The following is a 16,603-nucleotide window of genomic DNA, read 5'->3' on the forward strand; positions in this document are numbered from 1 at the left end:
GTCATCGCTCCGTGCTCGTGTTCACGGTCTGCTGATATGGCATCTCCGATGACGGCGCGCGTTCGCTGCGAACTGCCGCGACGCTCGCCGCAGCAATCCAGACAATGACAGCGAACACACTGGCATAGGTGATGAAACCTCCCGCCTTGATGGGGCTCTCGGGTGCCAGGAGCGGAACGCAGCCCAAAATCTGCACCACGACGACGATCGCCGAGAGTGGTTTGAGAAATCCGGGCCATCCTGCGGCGGCGGTGGTGCACAGGGCTGCGGACACGACGATGACAGCGGCCGGGACGGCACTGAACATGAAGCCCAGTACGTAGGCATCGGAAAATGCGTGCAGTAGTGCGTGGGAGTCCGGGTCGGCGGCCCAGCCCGAGAAGATTTGGAACAGACCGAGATAGACCGTGGCGAACCCCACCCACGCCGTGCCGGCCGCCATCATCAGCATCGGCAGCGGACTGTGCGGTACTTCCCGCCGAAACCGCACGTACAGATAGCACAGGAACCACAGGGCGGCCATCAACGCGATGCCTGCGACGAACTGGTAGATGTATCCGCTGGTGGTGTGGGTGGCGTAGAAAGTCACCACCTCGTCCTCCGGTGAGCCGAAAGGCGGGATCGGTGCCAACACGAAGATCGTCGACGCCAACACCAGCAGGCTGATGATCCCACTTGCGGCGTGCACGATGTGGGGGCGGGTGCGATCGGTGTCGCGTTGGGATTGTGGAGTGTCCATTACTGCACCGCCTCGAGGTTGAGTTGTGCTGCGATGTGCAGGGCGAGCGCCGCGGGGCTGGAGTCTTGGCGCATCTGTTTGGGTGTGACCCGAATGTCGAATTCCCGGTTGATCCGGGTGCTGAGTTCGAGCGCCATCAGAGAGTCGAGGCCGTGGTCGCCCAGAGATCGGTCCGGGTCGAGTGCAGCAGCGTCGACGCGCAGAATCTCCGCGGCGTGTGCGGTGAGGATGCTCTCCAAAAATCGTTGCTGCGCTGGGGGTTCGAGATTCTGCAGTTCTGCCAACGAGGTAGATGCGGTCAGGTCGATCCCGCGTTCTGCGCCTCGATCGGCAGGGATGGCCGCGAAGAACGACGAGGTGCGAAGTTTGTCTGCGAGCATCGACTGCCACCCGGGGTCGAGGATCGGGAGGTAACCCGCGCGCGGCCGGTCGTAGCGTAGGAGCGCATCGCACGCGTGGAGGCCCTCGTCGGGGTCGATCATGGCGTTCCCGCGGTCGGCGAACATCGTGCCGCGCCCGTACTCGGCCCACGCTCCCCAGTTGACACTCAGAGCTGGCAAGCCGTGGTCCCGCCGCCACATCGTGAGGCCGTCGAGCAGTGCGTTCGCCGAGGCATAGCATGCCTGACCCGCGAAACCCACGAGTGCCGAGGCCGAGGAGAATCCGAACCACCAGTCGAGTTCACTGTGCGCACACGCCTCGTGCATCTTCAACGCGCCGTGCACCTTCGGTGCCCACACGCGCTCCATCAACGCATCGTCGACCGTGGTGATCGCGGCGTCGTCGACAACTGCTGCTGCATGAATGACCCCTCGCAGCGGCAGTCCGGTGGCGGTGGCAGCACGGACCAGGTCCGTGGCCGTGTCCCCGATCGCGATGTCTCCGCGAACGATCTCGATATCGGTTCCACCCGAACGCAACTCGTCGATGAGTGCCATCGCCTCGACCGAGGGCGCGGATCGGCCGTTCAAGACGACCCGTCCGGCACCGTGTTCGGCGAACCACCGCGCAAGGATGAGGCCGAGACCGCCCAAACCGCCGGTGACCACGTAGGAGCCGTCGGCGCGGATCACCGGTACGTCGTCGGGGCGGATCGCTGCGTGCCCCTCACCGTCCTGTGGAACGGTCAGAACGAGCTTGCCGATGTGATCTCCCGCAGCCAGGGTGCGGAACGCGGTGCTGGCATCGCTGAGCGGATAGGTGGTGTGCGGGGTCGGGGTGAGAGCGCCCGAGGCGAGCAGTTCGTGTACTTCGCGGAGGACATCGCCGAGTTCGTCGTAGGGCAGAACGCCCAAGTCGACACTGTGCAGAGAGATGTTGCGACGGAACGGGAACAGCCCGATCTTGGAGTCGGCGTAGATGTCCTTCTTGCCGAGCTCGACGAATCGGCCGCCGATGCGCAGCAGGTCCAAACCAGCTCGTTGCGCGGCGCCGGTGAGCGAGTTGAGTACAACGTCGACGCCCTCGCCGCCGGTGACGTCTCGGATCTGCTCGGCGAACGCGGTCGATCGAGAATTGAAGACACGTTCGATGCCCATGTCGCGCAGGTACTGCCGCTTGGCGGCGGTACCTGCGGTGGCATAGATGGTTGCGCCGAGGTGTCGAGCAACCGCGATCGCTGCGAGCCCCACTCCGCCGGTCGCCGAGTGGATCAATACCCGCTCACCGGGACGAATCCTGCTCAGCCGATGAAGCCCGTACCACGCAGTGGCGAACACGCTGGGCCGCGCAGCTGCAGCAGCGAACGTGACGTCGTCGGGAAGTCGGTTGACTTTGCATGCGGGGACCACTGCGAAAGACTCGAAGACGCCTGGATGCATTGCGGCCACGCGATCGCCGGGTCGGAATGTGGTGACCGATGATCCGGTGGAGACAACTGTTCCGGCGCAGTCGAATCCGAAGGGCATCGGTGCGCCGTCGACGGTCTTGTACAGACCCATCGCGTTGAGGACGTCGGCGTAGTTCACGCCGAGTGCCTCGACTGCGATCTCGATCTCGTCGGCCGCGGGCGGACGGGCGGTGGTTGCGACCAGTTCGAGGCTGCCGAGGTCGCCGGCGTGTTGGGGAGCGAGCGCGTAGCGATCACGCCCGAAACGAATGGGGCGGTGTCGGCGCTCGTTATCGCGCAGCGGGGCCACTTTCAGCCGCGCCAGGAAGAGTTCGCCGTCGCGTAATGCGATCTCGTCTGCGTCGTCGTCGGCGAGGAGGATCTGGGCCACCAGTGTGGGCTCGGCAGGGGATGACACATCGAGGTGACGGATACCGAGCTCGGGGTGTTCGTGACCGATCACTCGGCACAGGCCGCGTACCGCAGTCTGCTCGAGGTTGCGGCCGTCGCCGGAGCCGACCCTCTGAGCATCATGGGTCACCACCCACAATCGCGGCCGGTGTGTGTCGGTACGTTCGACGAGGACGCGAACGAGCTCGATGAGCTGTCGGATGCGGTCTTGGGCGCGCTGCGCAGTGTCGTGGTCTGCGGTGTTGGTCGGTGGGGCGCAGAGCACCACCACCTGATGCGGAGGATGCGCCGCTAGGTCGGCGTCGAGTGCGTCGGAGTCGGTGTGAAAGGCGCGAATATCGATGTCGTTGCCCAGCGCGGCTGCGAGGTCGACGGTCAGTGGGTCAGTGGTGCTTGCTTCGGTGAGGACGAGCCATCGCCCGGCCTGTGTTTGGGGCGCGGGGAGGTCGGCGCGTTCCCACTCGACGGTGAGGAGTCGTTCGGCCAGTCGCCGGTCTGCGGTGGCCAGCCGCACGCCGGTGGCTTCGGCGACGACGGTGCCGTCCTCGTCGAGCAGTGTTATGCCGCCGATCGCGAGCTGTTCGTCGAGATGGTGCAGTTGAGCAAGGCAGTAGCGAGCGTGGTGGGGGTTGCGGTGTACCCGCAGCGAACCAACTCCGGTGGGGAAGGCGTCGCGGATGAGGGCCGGGTGAGACGCCAAGGTCTGAAGGCAGCCATCCATCAGAACGGGGTGTAGGGAGTACGCGTCGACTTGGCTTCGCGCGGTGGCGGGAAGCGACACTTCAGCGAAGACGGTCTGCGCTGTACCGGTGTCGTCGGACAGGTGCAGCGCGGTCATCGCTGCGAACGCGGCTCCGTGGTGTACGCCAGCCCCGTGGAACTTGGCGTAGGCGTCTTTGGTGTCCAGAGGCGTCGGATGGGAGGCCAACAACTCGGCAACGTCGAGACGCTCGGGTTCGACGGGTGGCCTGATTCGGAGTGTGCCGCTGGCAAGGAGGGTCGATGCATCGCCGTCGTGGCGGGTCAGTGACTCGAACCGAACCGATTCGTGTCCCTCGGGCCGGGTGCGAGAGGACACCACAGTGTTCTCGTGGAGGTGAAGCATCTCGTGGATGACGAGATCGGTTATCTCGACGCTGCCCAGGTCGGCTGCGAAGACCGACTGTGCGGCGACAAGCCCCATCTCGCAGTAGCTCGCACCGGGCAGTGCTGGCTGATCATGGACCTGATGATCGTCGAGGTACTGCAGATCGCGGCCACTCATGGTGGCCTGCCATCGGTGCTCGTCATCGGCGTCTATCGGTGTCATGTGGACGCCGAGCAGCGGATGAGCGTCGACGCTGGCTCCGGGCTTTTTCACGTGCAGGGCCAGGACGCCGAGATCTTCTCCTGCCCAGGTGGGAAGTGGAACGTCGACCAGCTGACCAGAGGGGTATACGCGCTCCCAGTCGACGGTGACGCCGCTGCAGTGCAGGTCCGACAACTGGGGGAGCAGGCCCAGTGACTGGTCTCCGTCGCGGCGCAGCGTTCCGATAGCGGTGGCATCTCGACCGATCGATGTCGCGGTCTCGGTGATGGCGTAGGTCAGGAGTGGATGTGGTGAGAGCTCGACGAAAATTCGGTGCCCGTCCAGCACCGCGGCAGTCACGGCATCTGCGAAACGCACCGGCCGCCTGAGGTTGTCGACCCAGTACCCGGCATCGAAGGCCGCGGGTTTTCTCGGATCTTCGAGCACAGTGCTGTAGACCGGAATCTTCGCGGCGTCGGGGGCGAGGCATTCGAGCTGTAGCGCGACATCGTCGAGAATCGAGTCCACGTGCGGTGAGTGGGATGCATAGTCGACGGCAATGGTTCGCGCATGAAGATCGCGCGCGTCCCACTCGGTGACCAATTGCTTGACCCGGGCGGGGTCTCCCGCAACCACGGTGGAAGTGGGGGACACGATGACCGCGACGGTGACGTCGTCGATTCCGGCGGCCTCGAGCTCAGCGGCGACCTGCAGGTGGGGTAGCTCGATTGTGGCCATCGCGCCGCCGCCGGCGATCCGGGTGACCAATTGGGAACGCCGGCAGATCACCTTGACGCCGTCGTCGAGGGTGAGCGCGCCGGCGACAACGGAAGCCGCGGCTTCGCCGAGCGAGTGGCCGATGACCGCGGCTGGCTCCACGCCACGTGAGCGCCACGCCGCCGCGAGAGCAACTTGCACGGCGAAGATGGTCGGCTGGATCTTCTCGATCCCGGTCACGGTCTCGTCGGCCACGAGTTCACCACGTACCGAAAACCCTGCTTCGCGCGCGATGAGCGGCTCGAGTTCATCGATCATGGCTGCGAACGCCGGTTCGGTGGAGAGCAGTTCGCGCCCCATTCCCGCCCATTGAGACCCTTGCCCGGAGAACACCCACACCGGTGCGCCGCCGTGGCTGCCGATGGCAGCACTGACCACACCCGTCGCGGGTTGCAAGGCTGCAATGCTGCGCAGTTGGTCGGTCAGTTCCTCATGTGAGGCCGCAAGTGCGACAAGACGTTCGGTGCGATGTTCGCGGTGGCGTGCGAGCGTGGTGCCGATGTCGGTGAGCGAAGCGTGAGCGCCGGGGCCCGTCAACCACTGCGCCACGCGGCCGGCTGTCTGTGCCAGGGCCTGGGGTGTGCTGGCCGAGAGCAAGATCGGCTGGGCTGTCGTACTGTCTGCGGGTTCGTCTGCGCTGGGTGCCGTCGCTGCAGCTTCTCCGACAACGACGTGAACGTTGGTTCCGCTGAACCCGTATGACGAGACTGCGGCCAGCCGAGGTGATCCCGGGTTGTCCCATTCTGTCAGCTCGGTCGGAACGTACAAGCGGGTGTCTTCGGAGGATATGTCGGGATTCCATGACGTGAAGTGCAGATTTCCTGGAATCTGCTTGTTGCGCAACGACATCACGGTCTTGATCAGCCCTGCGAGACCCGATACCGACTCGGTGTGCCCGATATTGGTCTTCACCGACCCGAGAGCGCATGGTGTGTCGCCGTTTCCGTAGACGGCAGACAAGGCTTGGAATTCGACCGGATCGCCCGTGGGGGTTCCCGGGCCGTGCGCTTCGACGAACTCGACATCTGACGGGTCTACGCCCGCCACACGGAGTGCACTGCGCTGCACGGCTTCTTGAGCTGAGGCGGATGGGACGACGATGTTGTCGGATCGGCCATCGGAGTTCGCCGCCGACCCACGTATGACCGCCAGGACACGGTCACCGTCGCGCTCGGCGTCGTCGAGGCGTTTGAGGGCGATCACCGCGCACCCTTCGCTGCGTACGAATCCGTCTGCCGCAGCGTCGAATGCCGCGCATCGTCCGTTGGGTGAGAGCATCGACCACTGCGAAAACAGCACGCCGACCTCGGGACCGAGCTGCAGCATGGCCGCGCCGGCCAGGACGAGATCGGTTTCTCCAGAACGCAGGCTCTGGCATCCCAGGTGCACCGACAGCAGCCCCGATGAGCATGCGGTGTCCACCGCAACCGAGGGGCCGTGAAGCCCGAGGAGGTAGGACACGCGACCTGCTCCCACAGAATGGGCATTGCCGGTCATGACGTACGGGTTGTCGACCAACGAATCGTCGAAGGTGCGCAATAGATAGTCGTGGTGGGCGAGACCGAAAAAGACACCGGTCTGCGAGTCTTTGAGTGAGCCCGGAGCGATGCCTGCGTGTTCGAGTGCTTCCCAGGACATTTGGGTCAGTAGACGGTGCTGCGGGTCCATCGCTTCGGCTTCGTATTCGGTGATGCCGAAGGCCGTGGTATCGAAGCCACCGATGTTGTCGAGAAAGCCGCCCCATCGAGAGACGGTGCGACCGAGGACGCCGGGCTGCGCGTCGTAGACGTCGTCGGCGGCCCAGCGTTCGGGCGGGACCTCGCTCACGGCATCGCCGCCACTGGCCAGAAGATTCCACAGTGCGTCGGGGGAATCGACACCGCCGGGGAACCGGCAGCCGATTCCGACAATGGCGATGGGGTCTACGGTGGCTGCGTGTCGGTCGGGGCTGTTGGTAGCGTGCTGCACGGTGAGATCAGACATGGTTGAGCTCGCTTCTGTCCGAGGTGACGGGGGTGACGATCATGGGGAGGCTGTTCGGGCGTGGCATCGCCGCCGCGACGCGGCGCACGGTGTGGCGGGGAGCCGGAATCAGTCGCCACCGTCCGAGGATCGTTGCCAGTGCAATGACCGCTTTGGCCTGGGCGTAGGACTCGCCTATGCACCGGCGATTGCCCTCGCCGAACGGGAGGAAGGCGGTGCGGTCGGGTAGCTGGTCGCGGTCGACGAGCCACCGCTCCGGACGAAAGGAATCCGGGTCGGTGAAGGCGGATCCGTCGCGGTGCAGGTCGATCTGGCTGAACATGATGTCCGCGCCTGCGGGGAGCTCGACCCCGTCGATGACGACATCGGTCTCGGCGCGGCGGAAGAGCATCAGCAGTGAATATCGACGAAGCACTTCGTTCACCACGGCGCGGGTGTAGGTGAGGTCGTCGATGTCGGTGAACTCGGCCGGCCGGCCGTCGAGCACTGTGCGCAACTCGGTACGGAGTGTGCGTTCGACGTCCGGGTGTTGGGCAATCTCATGGAATGCCCACGTCAGCGTCGCTGCGGTTGTTTCCGTGCCCGCCATCATGATCGACACCAGTTCGTCTCGGATGAGGTCTTCGCTCATCGCCTCGCCGGTGTCGGGATCTCGGGCAGCGCGAAGGTGGGAGAGCAGATCTGCGCCGTCTCCGCTCTGGTCGGTGCGCACGACGTGATCGACTGCTCCGCGCAGGCGGTCGGCTGCGCCCATGAATCGCCTGTCGAATCCCGACGCCTTGCACAACCAGGACGGCAGGACTGTGCGGGCGACCATGCCGTAGGTGAAGATCGGTAACGATCGAATAATCTCTTGCACAACGTCTTTGGGTAGGCTTCCGGTGAACATCGATCGCGCGATGGTGGTCAGCGTGAGCTCTACCATTGCTTTTTGCACGATGACTCGCTGTCCGGGAACCCAGGATTCGGCGAGGGCATGGGATTCGGCGGTCATGATCTTGGCGTACGAGGCAATCATCTGCTTGTGGAACAGGGGCTGGATCAAGCGACGCTGCCGCCGGTGTAGCGCGCGGTCAGAGGCCAGTAAACCGTTGCCGCTCAATGGATGTACGGCTTCCCACACCATTCCTTTGCCGAACGAGCGGGCGTCTTTCACGAGGACGTGGTGGGCCAGCCGTGCGGTGGTGAAGAAGTAGATCGGACGCTTGCCGATGAAAATCTGAACCATGTCGCTTTGCGCGCGCAGGTCGGCGAAGAAGTCGAAGGGGTTGCGCATCAGCGGAAATATGTGGCCGAGCATGGGCCACTTACCGGGTGCGACCGGTACCGCTCGGGTGGGCGGGCCGTCGTGCGTTTGCTCAGTTCCGGTGTACGGGCATTGCGATCCAGGCTGCATCGATGAGTCGCTACTGCTCAAGGTGTGTCTCCGACCAAATCAGGCCTGAAGCCGAGTACCAGCTCCAGGGCGTGGATGTCGAGCGATTCGGGAAGCGAGGCTGTGTGATCAATGGCACTGTACAAGTTACTCCGGCTAAGTGTAAGTAGTTAGTCATTACTAATTTGTAAAAGTTAGGATCGGTGGCATGGACCAACAGCGGAAAATGAGCGGCGCGGACCGGAGACAGCAGGTTCTGCAGATGGCCGCAGACGAATTCGCAAACGGTGGACTACACGGAGCATCGACAGAGTCGATCGCCCGGCGGGCCGGAATCACCCAGGCCTACATCTTCCGAATATTCGGCACCAAGAAAGCACTGTTCCTCGAGGTCATGACCGCGTCGTTCGAACGGCTCACCGAGGGCATGCGCGAAGCCGCCGGCGACGCGACCGGGCAGGACGCACTGGCCCTGATGGGTGCCCGATACAACGACATGCTGACCGATCGCAGCGCGCTGCTGCTCCAGCTACAGGGGTTCGCCGCGTGCGGCGACCCCGAAGTCCGCGACGCGGTCCGGAACAGTTTCGGGCGCATGTGGAAGACCGTCGCCGACATCACCGGGCTCGACGCCGTCACCATCAAGGCCTTCCTGGCCTTCGGGATGCTCCTGAACAATGCCGCTGCCCTGCAGGTATCCGAATTGGAGGAGCCATGGTCCGAAGGCGTGCGAACACGCATTCAGTCCGGTCTGTTCGATCACATCACCAGCGAGACCAACCGATGAGCGCCGACGCGGTCACTCACGAGTCCCAACCGCCGAAGCTGCTGGTTCCATCGTTGGTGTTCATAGCGCTCGTGGTCGCCGCGGTAGGAAGCCTCGGGGCACCACTGATCACCAGTGTCGCCACCACACTGCACGTATCACTTGCCAGCGCCCAGTGGACTCTGACCATCACGTTGCTGGCCGGAGCCATCGCGACCCCTGTCCTCGGACGACTCGGTGCAGGCCCCCACAGACGAGCAACCATCCTCGCGACCCTCGCCGTCGTGGTGACCGGCAGTGTCCTCACCGTGATCCCACTGCCGTTCGCATGGCTGCTCGTCGGACGCACCGCACAGGGAGTCGGTCTCGGCCTGACCGCCCTCATGATGGGCGTCGCCCGCGATCACCTCCCCAAAGAAAAATCGGCCTCCACCATCGCCTTGGTCTCCGTCGCGTCGACCATCGGCATCGGCATCGGTTATCCACTGGCCGGCCTTCTCGTCGAGGTCGGCGGCCTTCGAGCTGCATACGGACTCGGGGTGGTCGTGACCGTGATCGCGTTCCTGGCTGCCTATCGCAGCATCCCGGCCTCACCCGCTGGCCGGTCGGCTCACGTGGACCTGCCCGGCGCAGCACTGCTGGCCGCAGCGCTGTTTCTGGTGCTGTTTCTCGCCAGCGAGACCAGCCTGTGGGAAAGTCACCTCACCGGTGCCCTGGTACTCGCAGTGATGGCAATCGTGCTCCTCGCCGGATGGACACTGATCGAACGTCGCACCAGAGAACCCCTGGTCGACATTCGATTGCTACGGCACCCGGCAGTCGCGGGAGCGAACGTCGCAATGTTCATCGGCGGCATCGGCATGTACCTCTTGCTCACCCTGATCACTCGCTACGCACAAACCCCCAGCAGCACTGGATACGGATTCGGCCTGACCACTTTCGTCGCCGGACTCGTCCTCGTGCCATTTTCCGCGCTCGGATTCGTCGCGGGCAAAGTGACACCGCGGGCACGTGAACGCATCGGTGCCCCTTTGGTTCTCGCGGCCAGCGCGGTGATTGTTCTCATATCGTTCGTGATCTTTGCGACGGCACGCACGAACATCGTCGAGCTATTGGTTGCAATGGCCATCCTGGGCTTCGGCGTGGGTAGCTTCTCCTCGGCGATGCCCGGCGTCATCCTCGCTGTCACCCCTAAAGACGAGACATCGAGTGCAATGAGCGTCAACCAAGTCGTTCGCAGCGTCGGATTCTCCCTCGGCAGCGCTACCGGCGGACTCATGCTCGCGGCCGGCACGACCGGTGAGTTCCCCAACGACGGCGCGTATACCGTCGCGGCGTGGATCGGAGCCACGGTCATGGCCGTCACTGCTATCACATGCATTGTCCTGCATCGGAGGTCGCCGCAACGCGCATCGTGAACACGGACACCCACCCGGCCCGCCCAGAGAAGGAAACTGGGCGAGCCGGGTGGCTGCGCGTACGGGTTTCAAGACTAAGTCGAGAGGTTGCGACTGGTGCGCAGGAAACCTGTCATGTACTCGATCAACGTCCAACCCCCGGACTCGTCATATGAGTTGCTGCTGGACAGATGTCCGAGCGGATACGACTCGACCGCAATCGGTGCGATCTCAGCGGGTCGAATCGACCCCACGCCGAATAGGGCCATCCGCCTGCGTCGAACGTCCTGACGAACCCGGTAGAGGGTGCCGTCGACACCGACTGCGTGCGGATCGCGCATCTGCATGAACGACCAACCGATGACCGATGACTCGAAGATCTGGCGACCGTTCCAGCACGTCCGATTCAAGAAATCAGCATCGATATAGGGGCCTAGGGCCGGCACCGGGCGAGGCGAAACCCCGTACTCCTGTGCCAATCTCACGAACTCAGTGACAGCCAGCCAGCCCTCGGCTTCTTCTCGAGACTCCCGCTCGCGAACCATCTTCAAGCGGGCCCGCTCGGCGTCATCGAGACCATGGATATTGTCCTCTATGCCCACGCGCTTCACCGATCCTTATGCATGAGCTCGACGGCGTTCTCCTGCAGTGAGTCCGCTATCGACCTCAGTTTTGGAGTTGGCCTGATCCAGTGACTGGATGAGTGTCATGATCGAGAGAGTACCTCGTGGATACGAGTCGAAGTGTATGTCGCACGTGCTGTCGATGTTCATATCTGTGTGGCTGCTGGGAAATCGGCCCCGAACTCGTCGATAACGGCAGGACCGACAGGTCTGCGAGCGACAAGGGGACGCAGCAATTGTTGAATGGTGGCCGTGATCGGCCAGTGCTCGACTGGTAGCGAGTCGAGCAGTAGGGTCACGGCGGTTTCTGTGTCTGGGTCGTCCATGACGGCGGATAGCCCGTTGAGGATTATGGGCGTAGTTCGGTCGATCAAAATGGTCAGTGTTCCGAACTCGTGGTCCACGAACGTTTCTACAGTGGAAAAAGAGACGAGGAATGTGTCGAATTTTTGGTACTGAGCGTCGTTGAGCCCGAATCGATCTTGGGTCTCCAGCTCCGCGGTCAAGATATCATAGATCGCTATTCCGTTTAGGGGTGGTCCATCAGCTCGGTGCGCCGCGCGTTTATCCGAGACGGGGGTGGCCCACTTAGTGACCGCTTGCATCGTTTGGGGTGGTAATTCGTTGTTTCTAAGGATGAAGTCAGCTTTGTGAAAAGTCTGTTTGCTATTCCGAAGTGCTCTGAGGAGAAAGTAGGCATTGATCTGTCGGATGCCCCGTCCGCGAAGTGCGGCAGTCAGTTCGGTGAACACAGGAGTCAGGTCATCGCTGTTGCACGCGTGTGACAGTGCTATTGCAAGACCATTGAAGTCCTGTCCGGGGTAGCTGTCGAGGCAACTTATCGCTGCGCTTATGTAGGCCCTTCGGGAACTGGGTGCTCTGGAAGCGAAGCCGTCATCGAGGACGTTGCAGGCCAGCATAGGGGCTGTTGGGACCGTCTCGTGGAGGCCGCCACTTCGGCGATCGCAGGCGGTGACTAGCTGCACCAGATCATTTTGTAGATGTTCGCGTTCTTTGAAGATTCGGCCGGCGGCCAAAAGCCATGTGTTTCGCCAATGGGGGTGGTGGGCGGTGAGTTGAAGCAGGGCGAGGACTTTCGTGTCTTGTCCCATCGTCAGCGCGTTTGCTCCCATCAGTTCTTGCATACTGCGAACTTCGAATCCTACTCGGTCGTCAGTAGGGACGAGTAGAACCAGTCGGTGCGTGGCAGCCCTGACCAGTCTGCTCGCTATAGAGCTCACGTCTCGGGGACCGAACTCCTGGGTGATGAGTCGGGTCCGCACTATCTCGTCGAGTCTCGACGCAGGCATTGTTGCTTCCGAGCGGCTGCTGCTTTCGGCGGCCACGTGCAGTTCGAGCGCGACTTGGCAGTGCAAATGGAAGACATCGGGTCGATGTTCGTTGAGCAGTGCGGACAGGCCATGGACCCCAGGCTTGTCAATTTCCCGTTGATAGACGGTTCGGTAATACAGCTCGAAGAGGCTGTAGCGGTCGAGCGGTAGGGTCCCGAAGCTTTCGACAATGAACGACATGATCGTCACTTGCAGTGGGGTTTCCATCAGCCGTGCTGTGTTCGGGTCTTTGGCCGCGGTTCGTAGCCTGCGTAGGACGGTGTCGCGTCTTTCGGCGTCGTCAGCCAGCCTCAACCGAACGAGGTCGGTTCCGAATCGTTGCGATTGCGTGGAATTGAGGCGACTCAACGTGAGCTCGGTGAACAAGTCGCTATCGAAGCGTTCGTCGTAGCCCAAAGGCCGAGTTGTGGAGACCAGCAGTAGGTCTGCGTCGAGCTGGTCCGCAGCTTCCATGAAATCGGTGATCCGTTCGATCAGGAGTCGACGCATGGAAGCTGCGCTCACCTCGTCGAGACCGTCGAGTACGACGATCCACGGCCATATGCGTAACCACCCTTCAAGATCGCCGGGACTGAGAGTGCGACCGGCGCGGTTGCCGATGACTTTTGAGAGGTATCCGAGGACACTCAAATCCGGGACCGACGACAGTTCGTCTGCGTACAGTGCGAGGTCGATGCGGATGGGCCAACGGAGGTTTCGTGGCTTTGTGATTCCTGAGCGTTCCATCGCGCTCTGCGTGGCCGAGGTGATTGTGGCAACTTCGGGTGTCATGTCACCGCGGGACAGAAGGCCGCTGCGGTAGATCTGTGCGATCAGTGCGCTGAGTGTTGTTTTGCCCTGTCCGGGTCCGCCGATGATGACCCAGTGCGGTCGTCGTACGCGGTCTTGGAGGCCGCTGCGGAGGACTTGATCGGCGTGCTCGATGATGTGCGCAATTGTCTGCACATCGTGGGGGTGTCCGTCCGGACTCTCGTAGCGTCCTGGCAGGTCGCGTCCCGCTTCTTCTAGCTTTGCTCGTTGGCCTGCTGTTGCTCCAGATTCCGAGAATCGAACCCAGTGCTCGTTTCGGAGGCATTGTGCCGCATGAAGTCTCATAGCGGGTCCGAGATCGGAAGAACTGCTTCCTGGTGCAGTGTTGGCACCGATACAGGCGAGAACATCCCCGATCGTTAGAAGGGCAGGGAATGCATAGCGGACACTCGGGTGCCCGTCGATTAGCGCGGTGATCTGCGCATGGTGCCAGATGCGGATGGCGCGAATCCCGAGGCCGTGAATGGGGTCCTTGTCATCGTGGAGCCTGCCGAGCAGGTAGTTGTTCAGTTGATCGATGCCACCGGAGACTCCATTGCTCGACAATCTGACATTTGAGGCGAACACCATGTAGTCAGGTGGACGCATACGCGACCCTTTGTCCATGGCTTCGACCCACCGGAGCAATTCGGCGTCAATTTGCTTCTTGAACCAGACGAGGTTCGATGCCGGGTCACCCTGGTCGTAGTGGAACTTTGCTTGGAATACGGTGTACCCGGTCCAGTGTTCGTGCACGTGATCGTCTGTGCCGGCGGACCAGTCAATCGTGCCGGCGTAGGTCGCTTCGCGGCCTCCGTCGGGGCCGTCGCCGAAGGCTTCTATCCCGGCCCCGATTGCTCGGACGCACAGCGCAACGACGAGCTGCTCGAAGGGCCGGCTTCCCAGCTGATTGATGTCGTAGTCCGGCACAGGATCAATCATGCCCTCTATGGCTTGTCCGGCCCTGTGTATTTGAGTGGAGGCGCACCCAAGGCAGAATCTGGTGCAGCCCGACGAAAACGGGCGTGCGAAGCGATCGGGCGGCCCCCGGCCTGTCCTTTACCGACCGACAGAATGTCGATCCCTGGCGGTTCAACAGCTGGCCGGGCGGGTGCAGACCGCGCGAGTTGGCCATTAAGGGAGCCATTCTGGAGCTCCGAAGCGATGAATGAATTCCAGGTCCAGCTGCTGCAGATGGGGTGCTTGTTGGAGGCCGATGACGCGGGTGGCTGCAAGCCAACAGCTGTCCGGGTCCGATCGCTTGAGAATCAGATCTTGATGCCACTGGCCATTGCGTGCGGTGAAAAAGATCCTCCAGTACGCCGAGTCCGGGAGGCTGATATTCACGTTGTAGTACTCGGCCGGCGCGACGAGGTTCCCCCAGTCGAGGCGGTGTAGATCGGTGCCGGGACTGACATTCATGTCGACGATTCTCAGCGATAGGTCGTAGAGGGGATACTGACCGTCCTTGAGAACTGCGGCGTGTTGAGCGGTGCCTGCCTTCATGTCATAGGTAGAAAGCATGAAACGGGCGGTGGTGTCGCCGCCGGTCTGGTTGCCGTTAACTCGATCGTCTGAGTTCTCGTCTTCGAGATAGAACTGGCGGCGTACAGGGCCCATGCGGGGCATGTCAAGGATCGCTACGCACCGTTCGAGGTGGTAGAGCTCGACATCGCAAGACGCAAGGTTGGAAAGTTTGGTTCGCTCTCCGACCGTCAGAGCTTGGTTGGTTACAAAGACAATGCCGTTGGCACCGTTGGTGGCCACGCCGGCAACGTCTCCCAGAAATTTCTTCTTGACTGCGCTGAAAGTTTTTCTGGTGTTCGGAAAATAGGCCGCCATGACCCATTTCTTGCCGTCGCGGTGGGCTATTGCGTCGTGGGCATTGTCGGGACCGCCCATCGGCTGAGAGGGGTCGAGGTTTTTGAAGTCGTCTGCGAGAAGGATCTGGGCAGCGAGGCGCTCCGACAGTTGTCCGTGCGTCCAGTCGCGGAGTCGGTGCAGCGTTTCATCGGGCCTTTTCGGTGCCATGTCAGTCGATCTCCTGTAGGGAAAGTTGAGCAGTCCTATTCTGTCAGGCTCGGTAAAATCGCCTGCGCACTCGGTCCCCGGCGCCGAGTGCGTCGGGGACAATTGCGGCTGCTGCCGGGTTGCGTCCTGCTGATAGTTGTGATCCCAAACGCTCTGTTTATCAACATGTTTCGATGACTCTTACGTCTTCCAGTGCAAGTGTTTCGATGGTAGATTCAGAGGCGTTCTGTTGATCGGCGGACTGACCATCCGTCACCCGAATTGAGAGGCTGAAATCTGCCATGACATCGATCGTCGATTCAGTGTTACCAGTTGCGTCCGTGCTCGAGGTGGCCTTCGACAATGGGTCTCTAGGGGGTGCCGACTGGTCGAACCGGGCCGTCGTGCTCGAGGCCTTGCCAAAGCCCCTGGTTGCGGGATACCCTGCAGAGGGGACCTATGTGCAGATAAGTGATGGACGCGGCGGTATCGCCGCGTCAGGATGGTTCTCGGTCGATGAGCGCAATGCCACCGAGACCCATGCAAGCGTTGCTGTCGTGTGGCGTGAGCCGTTGATGGCCGTGGAGCACACCTACAAGAGCTGGACGGGGTTGGTGCGTCCACGTGACATCTCACCGGTCACTGTGTCACCTGGGGTCGCTCCCGCATGGTTCGGTGAGTACGTGCGGCCGATCCACGAACGGGCCGCCGTCGAACGGACCTTGCAGGCCGTACGCGAGAGCGCCAATACCGAGCGTGCGAACCATCACGAGTGGATCAGGCGGCTGAATGAGTCTGCATGCGAATGGGCGGACGAGAACAGTCTGTGCAGCGAGTTCGAGAGGTTCTGCGAACAGTGGGGGTTCGAAGGCCGAGAACGTGATTTCGATGTAGAAGTGGATGTCACAGTTTCATTAACAATGACGCGATCGGCGCGTAGCCAAGAAGATGCGGACGAGTCCGTAGATCTGGACGATGTACGGCAGCATCTACGGGACAATTTCTCGTATCTCGATGTGAATTTCACTGTGGGGGAGTAGTAGCCGTACCACAGTGGGGTGCGCGCAGCGTGCCCCACTGCGGTAGCGGTTGATCGGCCGGGGCGCGCAGCGGTCCGAAGGTTGTACCGATACGAAAGATATTGTCAGACAATCAAGATAGGTGATTCGTTGGCCGTTGGCGCGCAGCGCCCGGCAAGGAAAGTCCGCACTAGGCCGCCTTGGCGGCCGGCTTCTGGCGGTGGGCGCGCAGCGCTCACCGGAGCC

9 protein-coding genes are annotated in these 16,603 nt (G+C 62.3%); 3 read left to right on the forward strand and 6 right to left on the reverse strand.

All coding sequences use genetic code 11. The features are described 5' to 3' along the window. Position 1: 1 nt before the first annotated feature. The 3 genes from CH281_RS01000 to CH281_RS01010 are packed head-to-tail and all read right to left on the reverse strand — an operon-like array spanning position 2 to position 8,422. Positions 2-739: a hypothetical protein gene (locus tag CH281_RS01000; protein WP_052049304.1), complete on the reverse strand. Its 738-nt coding sequence runs from the start codon at positions 737-739 to the stop codon at positions 2-4. After that, positions 739-7,026, reverse strand: coding sequence for a type I polyketide synthase (locus CH281_RS01005; RefSeq protein WP_052049305.1), 6,288 nt, complete (start codon positions 7,024-7,026; stop codon positions 739-741). Before CH281_RS01005 ends, CH281_RS01000 begins: the two co-directional genes overlap by 1 nt. After that, complete coding sequence (locus tag CH281_RS01010; protein WP_230596631.1) at positions 7,019-8,422, reverse strand: cytochrome P450; 1,404 nt, start codon at positions 8,420-8,422, stop codon at positions 7,019-7,021. The genes CH281_RS01005 and CH281_RS01010 overlap by 8 nt, the downstream gene beginning before the upstream one ends. 187 nt (positions 8,423-8,609) lie before the next feature. On the opposite strand from CH281_RS01010, the gene CH281_RS01015 reads away from it, so the two are divergent. After that, positions 8,610-9,188, forward strand: coding sequence for a TetR/AcrR family transcriptional regulator (locus tag CH281_RS01015; RefSeq protein ID WP_230591897.1), 579 nt, complete (start codon positions 8,610-8,612; stop codon positions 9,186-9,188). Continuing rightward, positions 9,185-10,585: an MFS transporter gene (locus CH281_RS01020; protein ID WP_032364850.1), complete on the forward strand. Its 1,401-nt coding sequence runs from the start codon at positions 9,185-9,187 to the stop codon at positions 10,583-10,585. Before CH281_RS01015 ends, CH281_RS01020 begins: the two co-directional genes overlap by 4 nt. A gap of 74 nt (positions 10,586-10,659) precedes the next feature. On the opposite strand, the gene CH281_RS27110 is transcribed toward CH281_RS01020, so the two are convergent. The 3 genes from CH281_RS27110 to CH281_RS01035 form a co-directional block, all read right to left on the reverse strand. After that, the gene (locus CH281_RS27110; RefSeq protein WP_141216863.1) at positions 10,660-11,166 is read right to left on the reverse strand and encodes a hypothetical protein; all 507 of its coding nucleotides are present in this window, start codon (positions 11,164-11,166) and stop codon (positions 10,660-10,662) included. Positions 11,167-11,333: 167 nt separating this feature from the next. Next, positions 11,334-14,270 carry an NACHT domain-containing protein gene (locus tag CH281_RS01030; protein WP_032394243.1) on the reverse strand — a complete coding sequence of 979 codons (2,937 nt, stop codon included), beginning with the start codon at positions 14,268-14,270 and terminating at the stop codon, positions 11,334-11,336. A gap of 192 nt (positions 14,271-14,462) precedes the next feature. After that, positions 14,463-15,359 carry a hypothetical protein gene (locus tag CH281_RS01035; RefSeq protein WP_032364853.1) on the reverse strand — a complete coding sequence of 299 codons (897 nt, stop codon included), beginning with the start codon at positions 15,357-15,359 and terminating at the stop codon, positions 14,463-14,465. Positions 15,360-15,640: 281 nt separating this feature from the next. On the opposite strand from CH281_RS01035, the gene CH281_RS01040 reads away from it, so the two are divergent. Beyond that, positions 15,641-16,378 (forward strand): hypothetical protein, encoded by a 738-nt coding sequence (locus CH281_RS01040; protein WP_141214626.1) that lies wholly within the window; start codon positions 15,641-15,643, stop codon positions 16,376-16,378. The last annotated feature ends 225 nt before the right edge of the window (positions 16,379-16,603 follow it).

It is taken from the genome of Rhodococcus sp. 06-221-2, assembly GCF_002258365.1.
GTDB lineage: Bacteria > Actinomycetota > Actinomycetes > Mycobacteriales > Mycobacteriaceae > Rhodococcoides > Rhodococcoides fascians.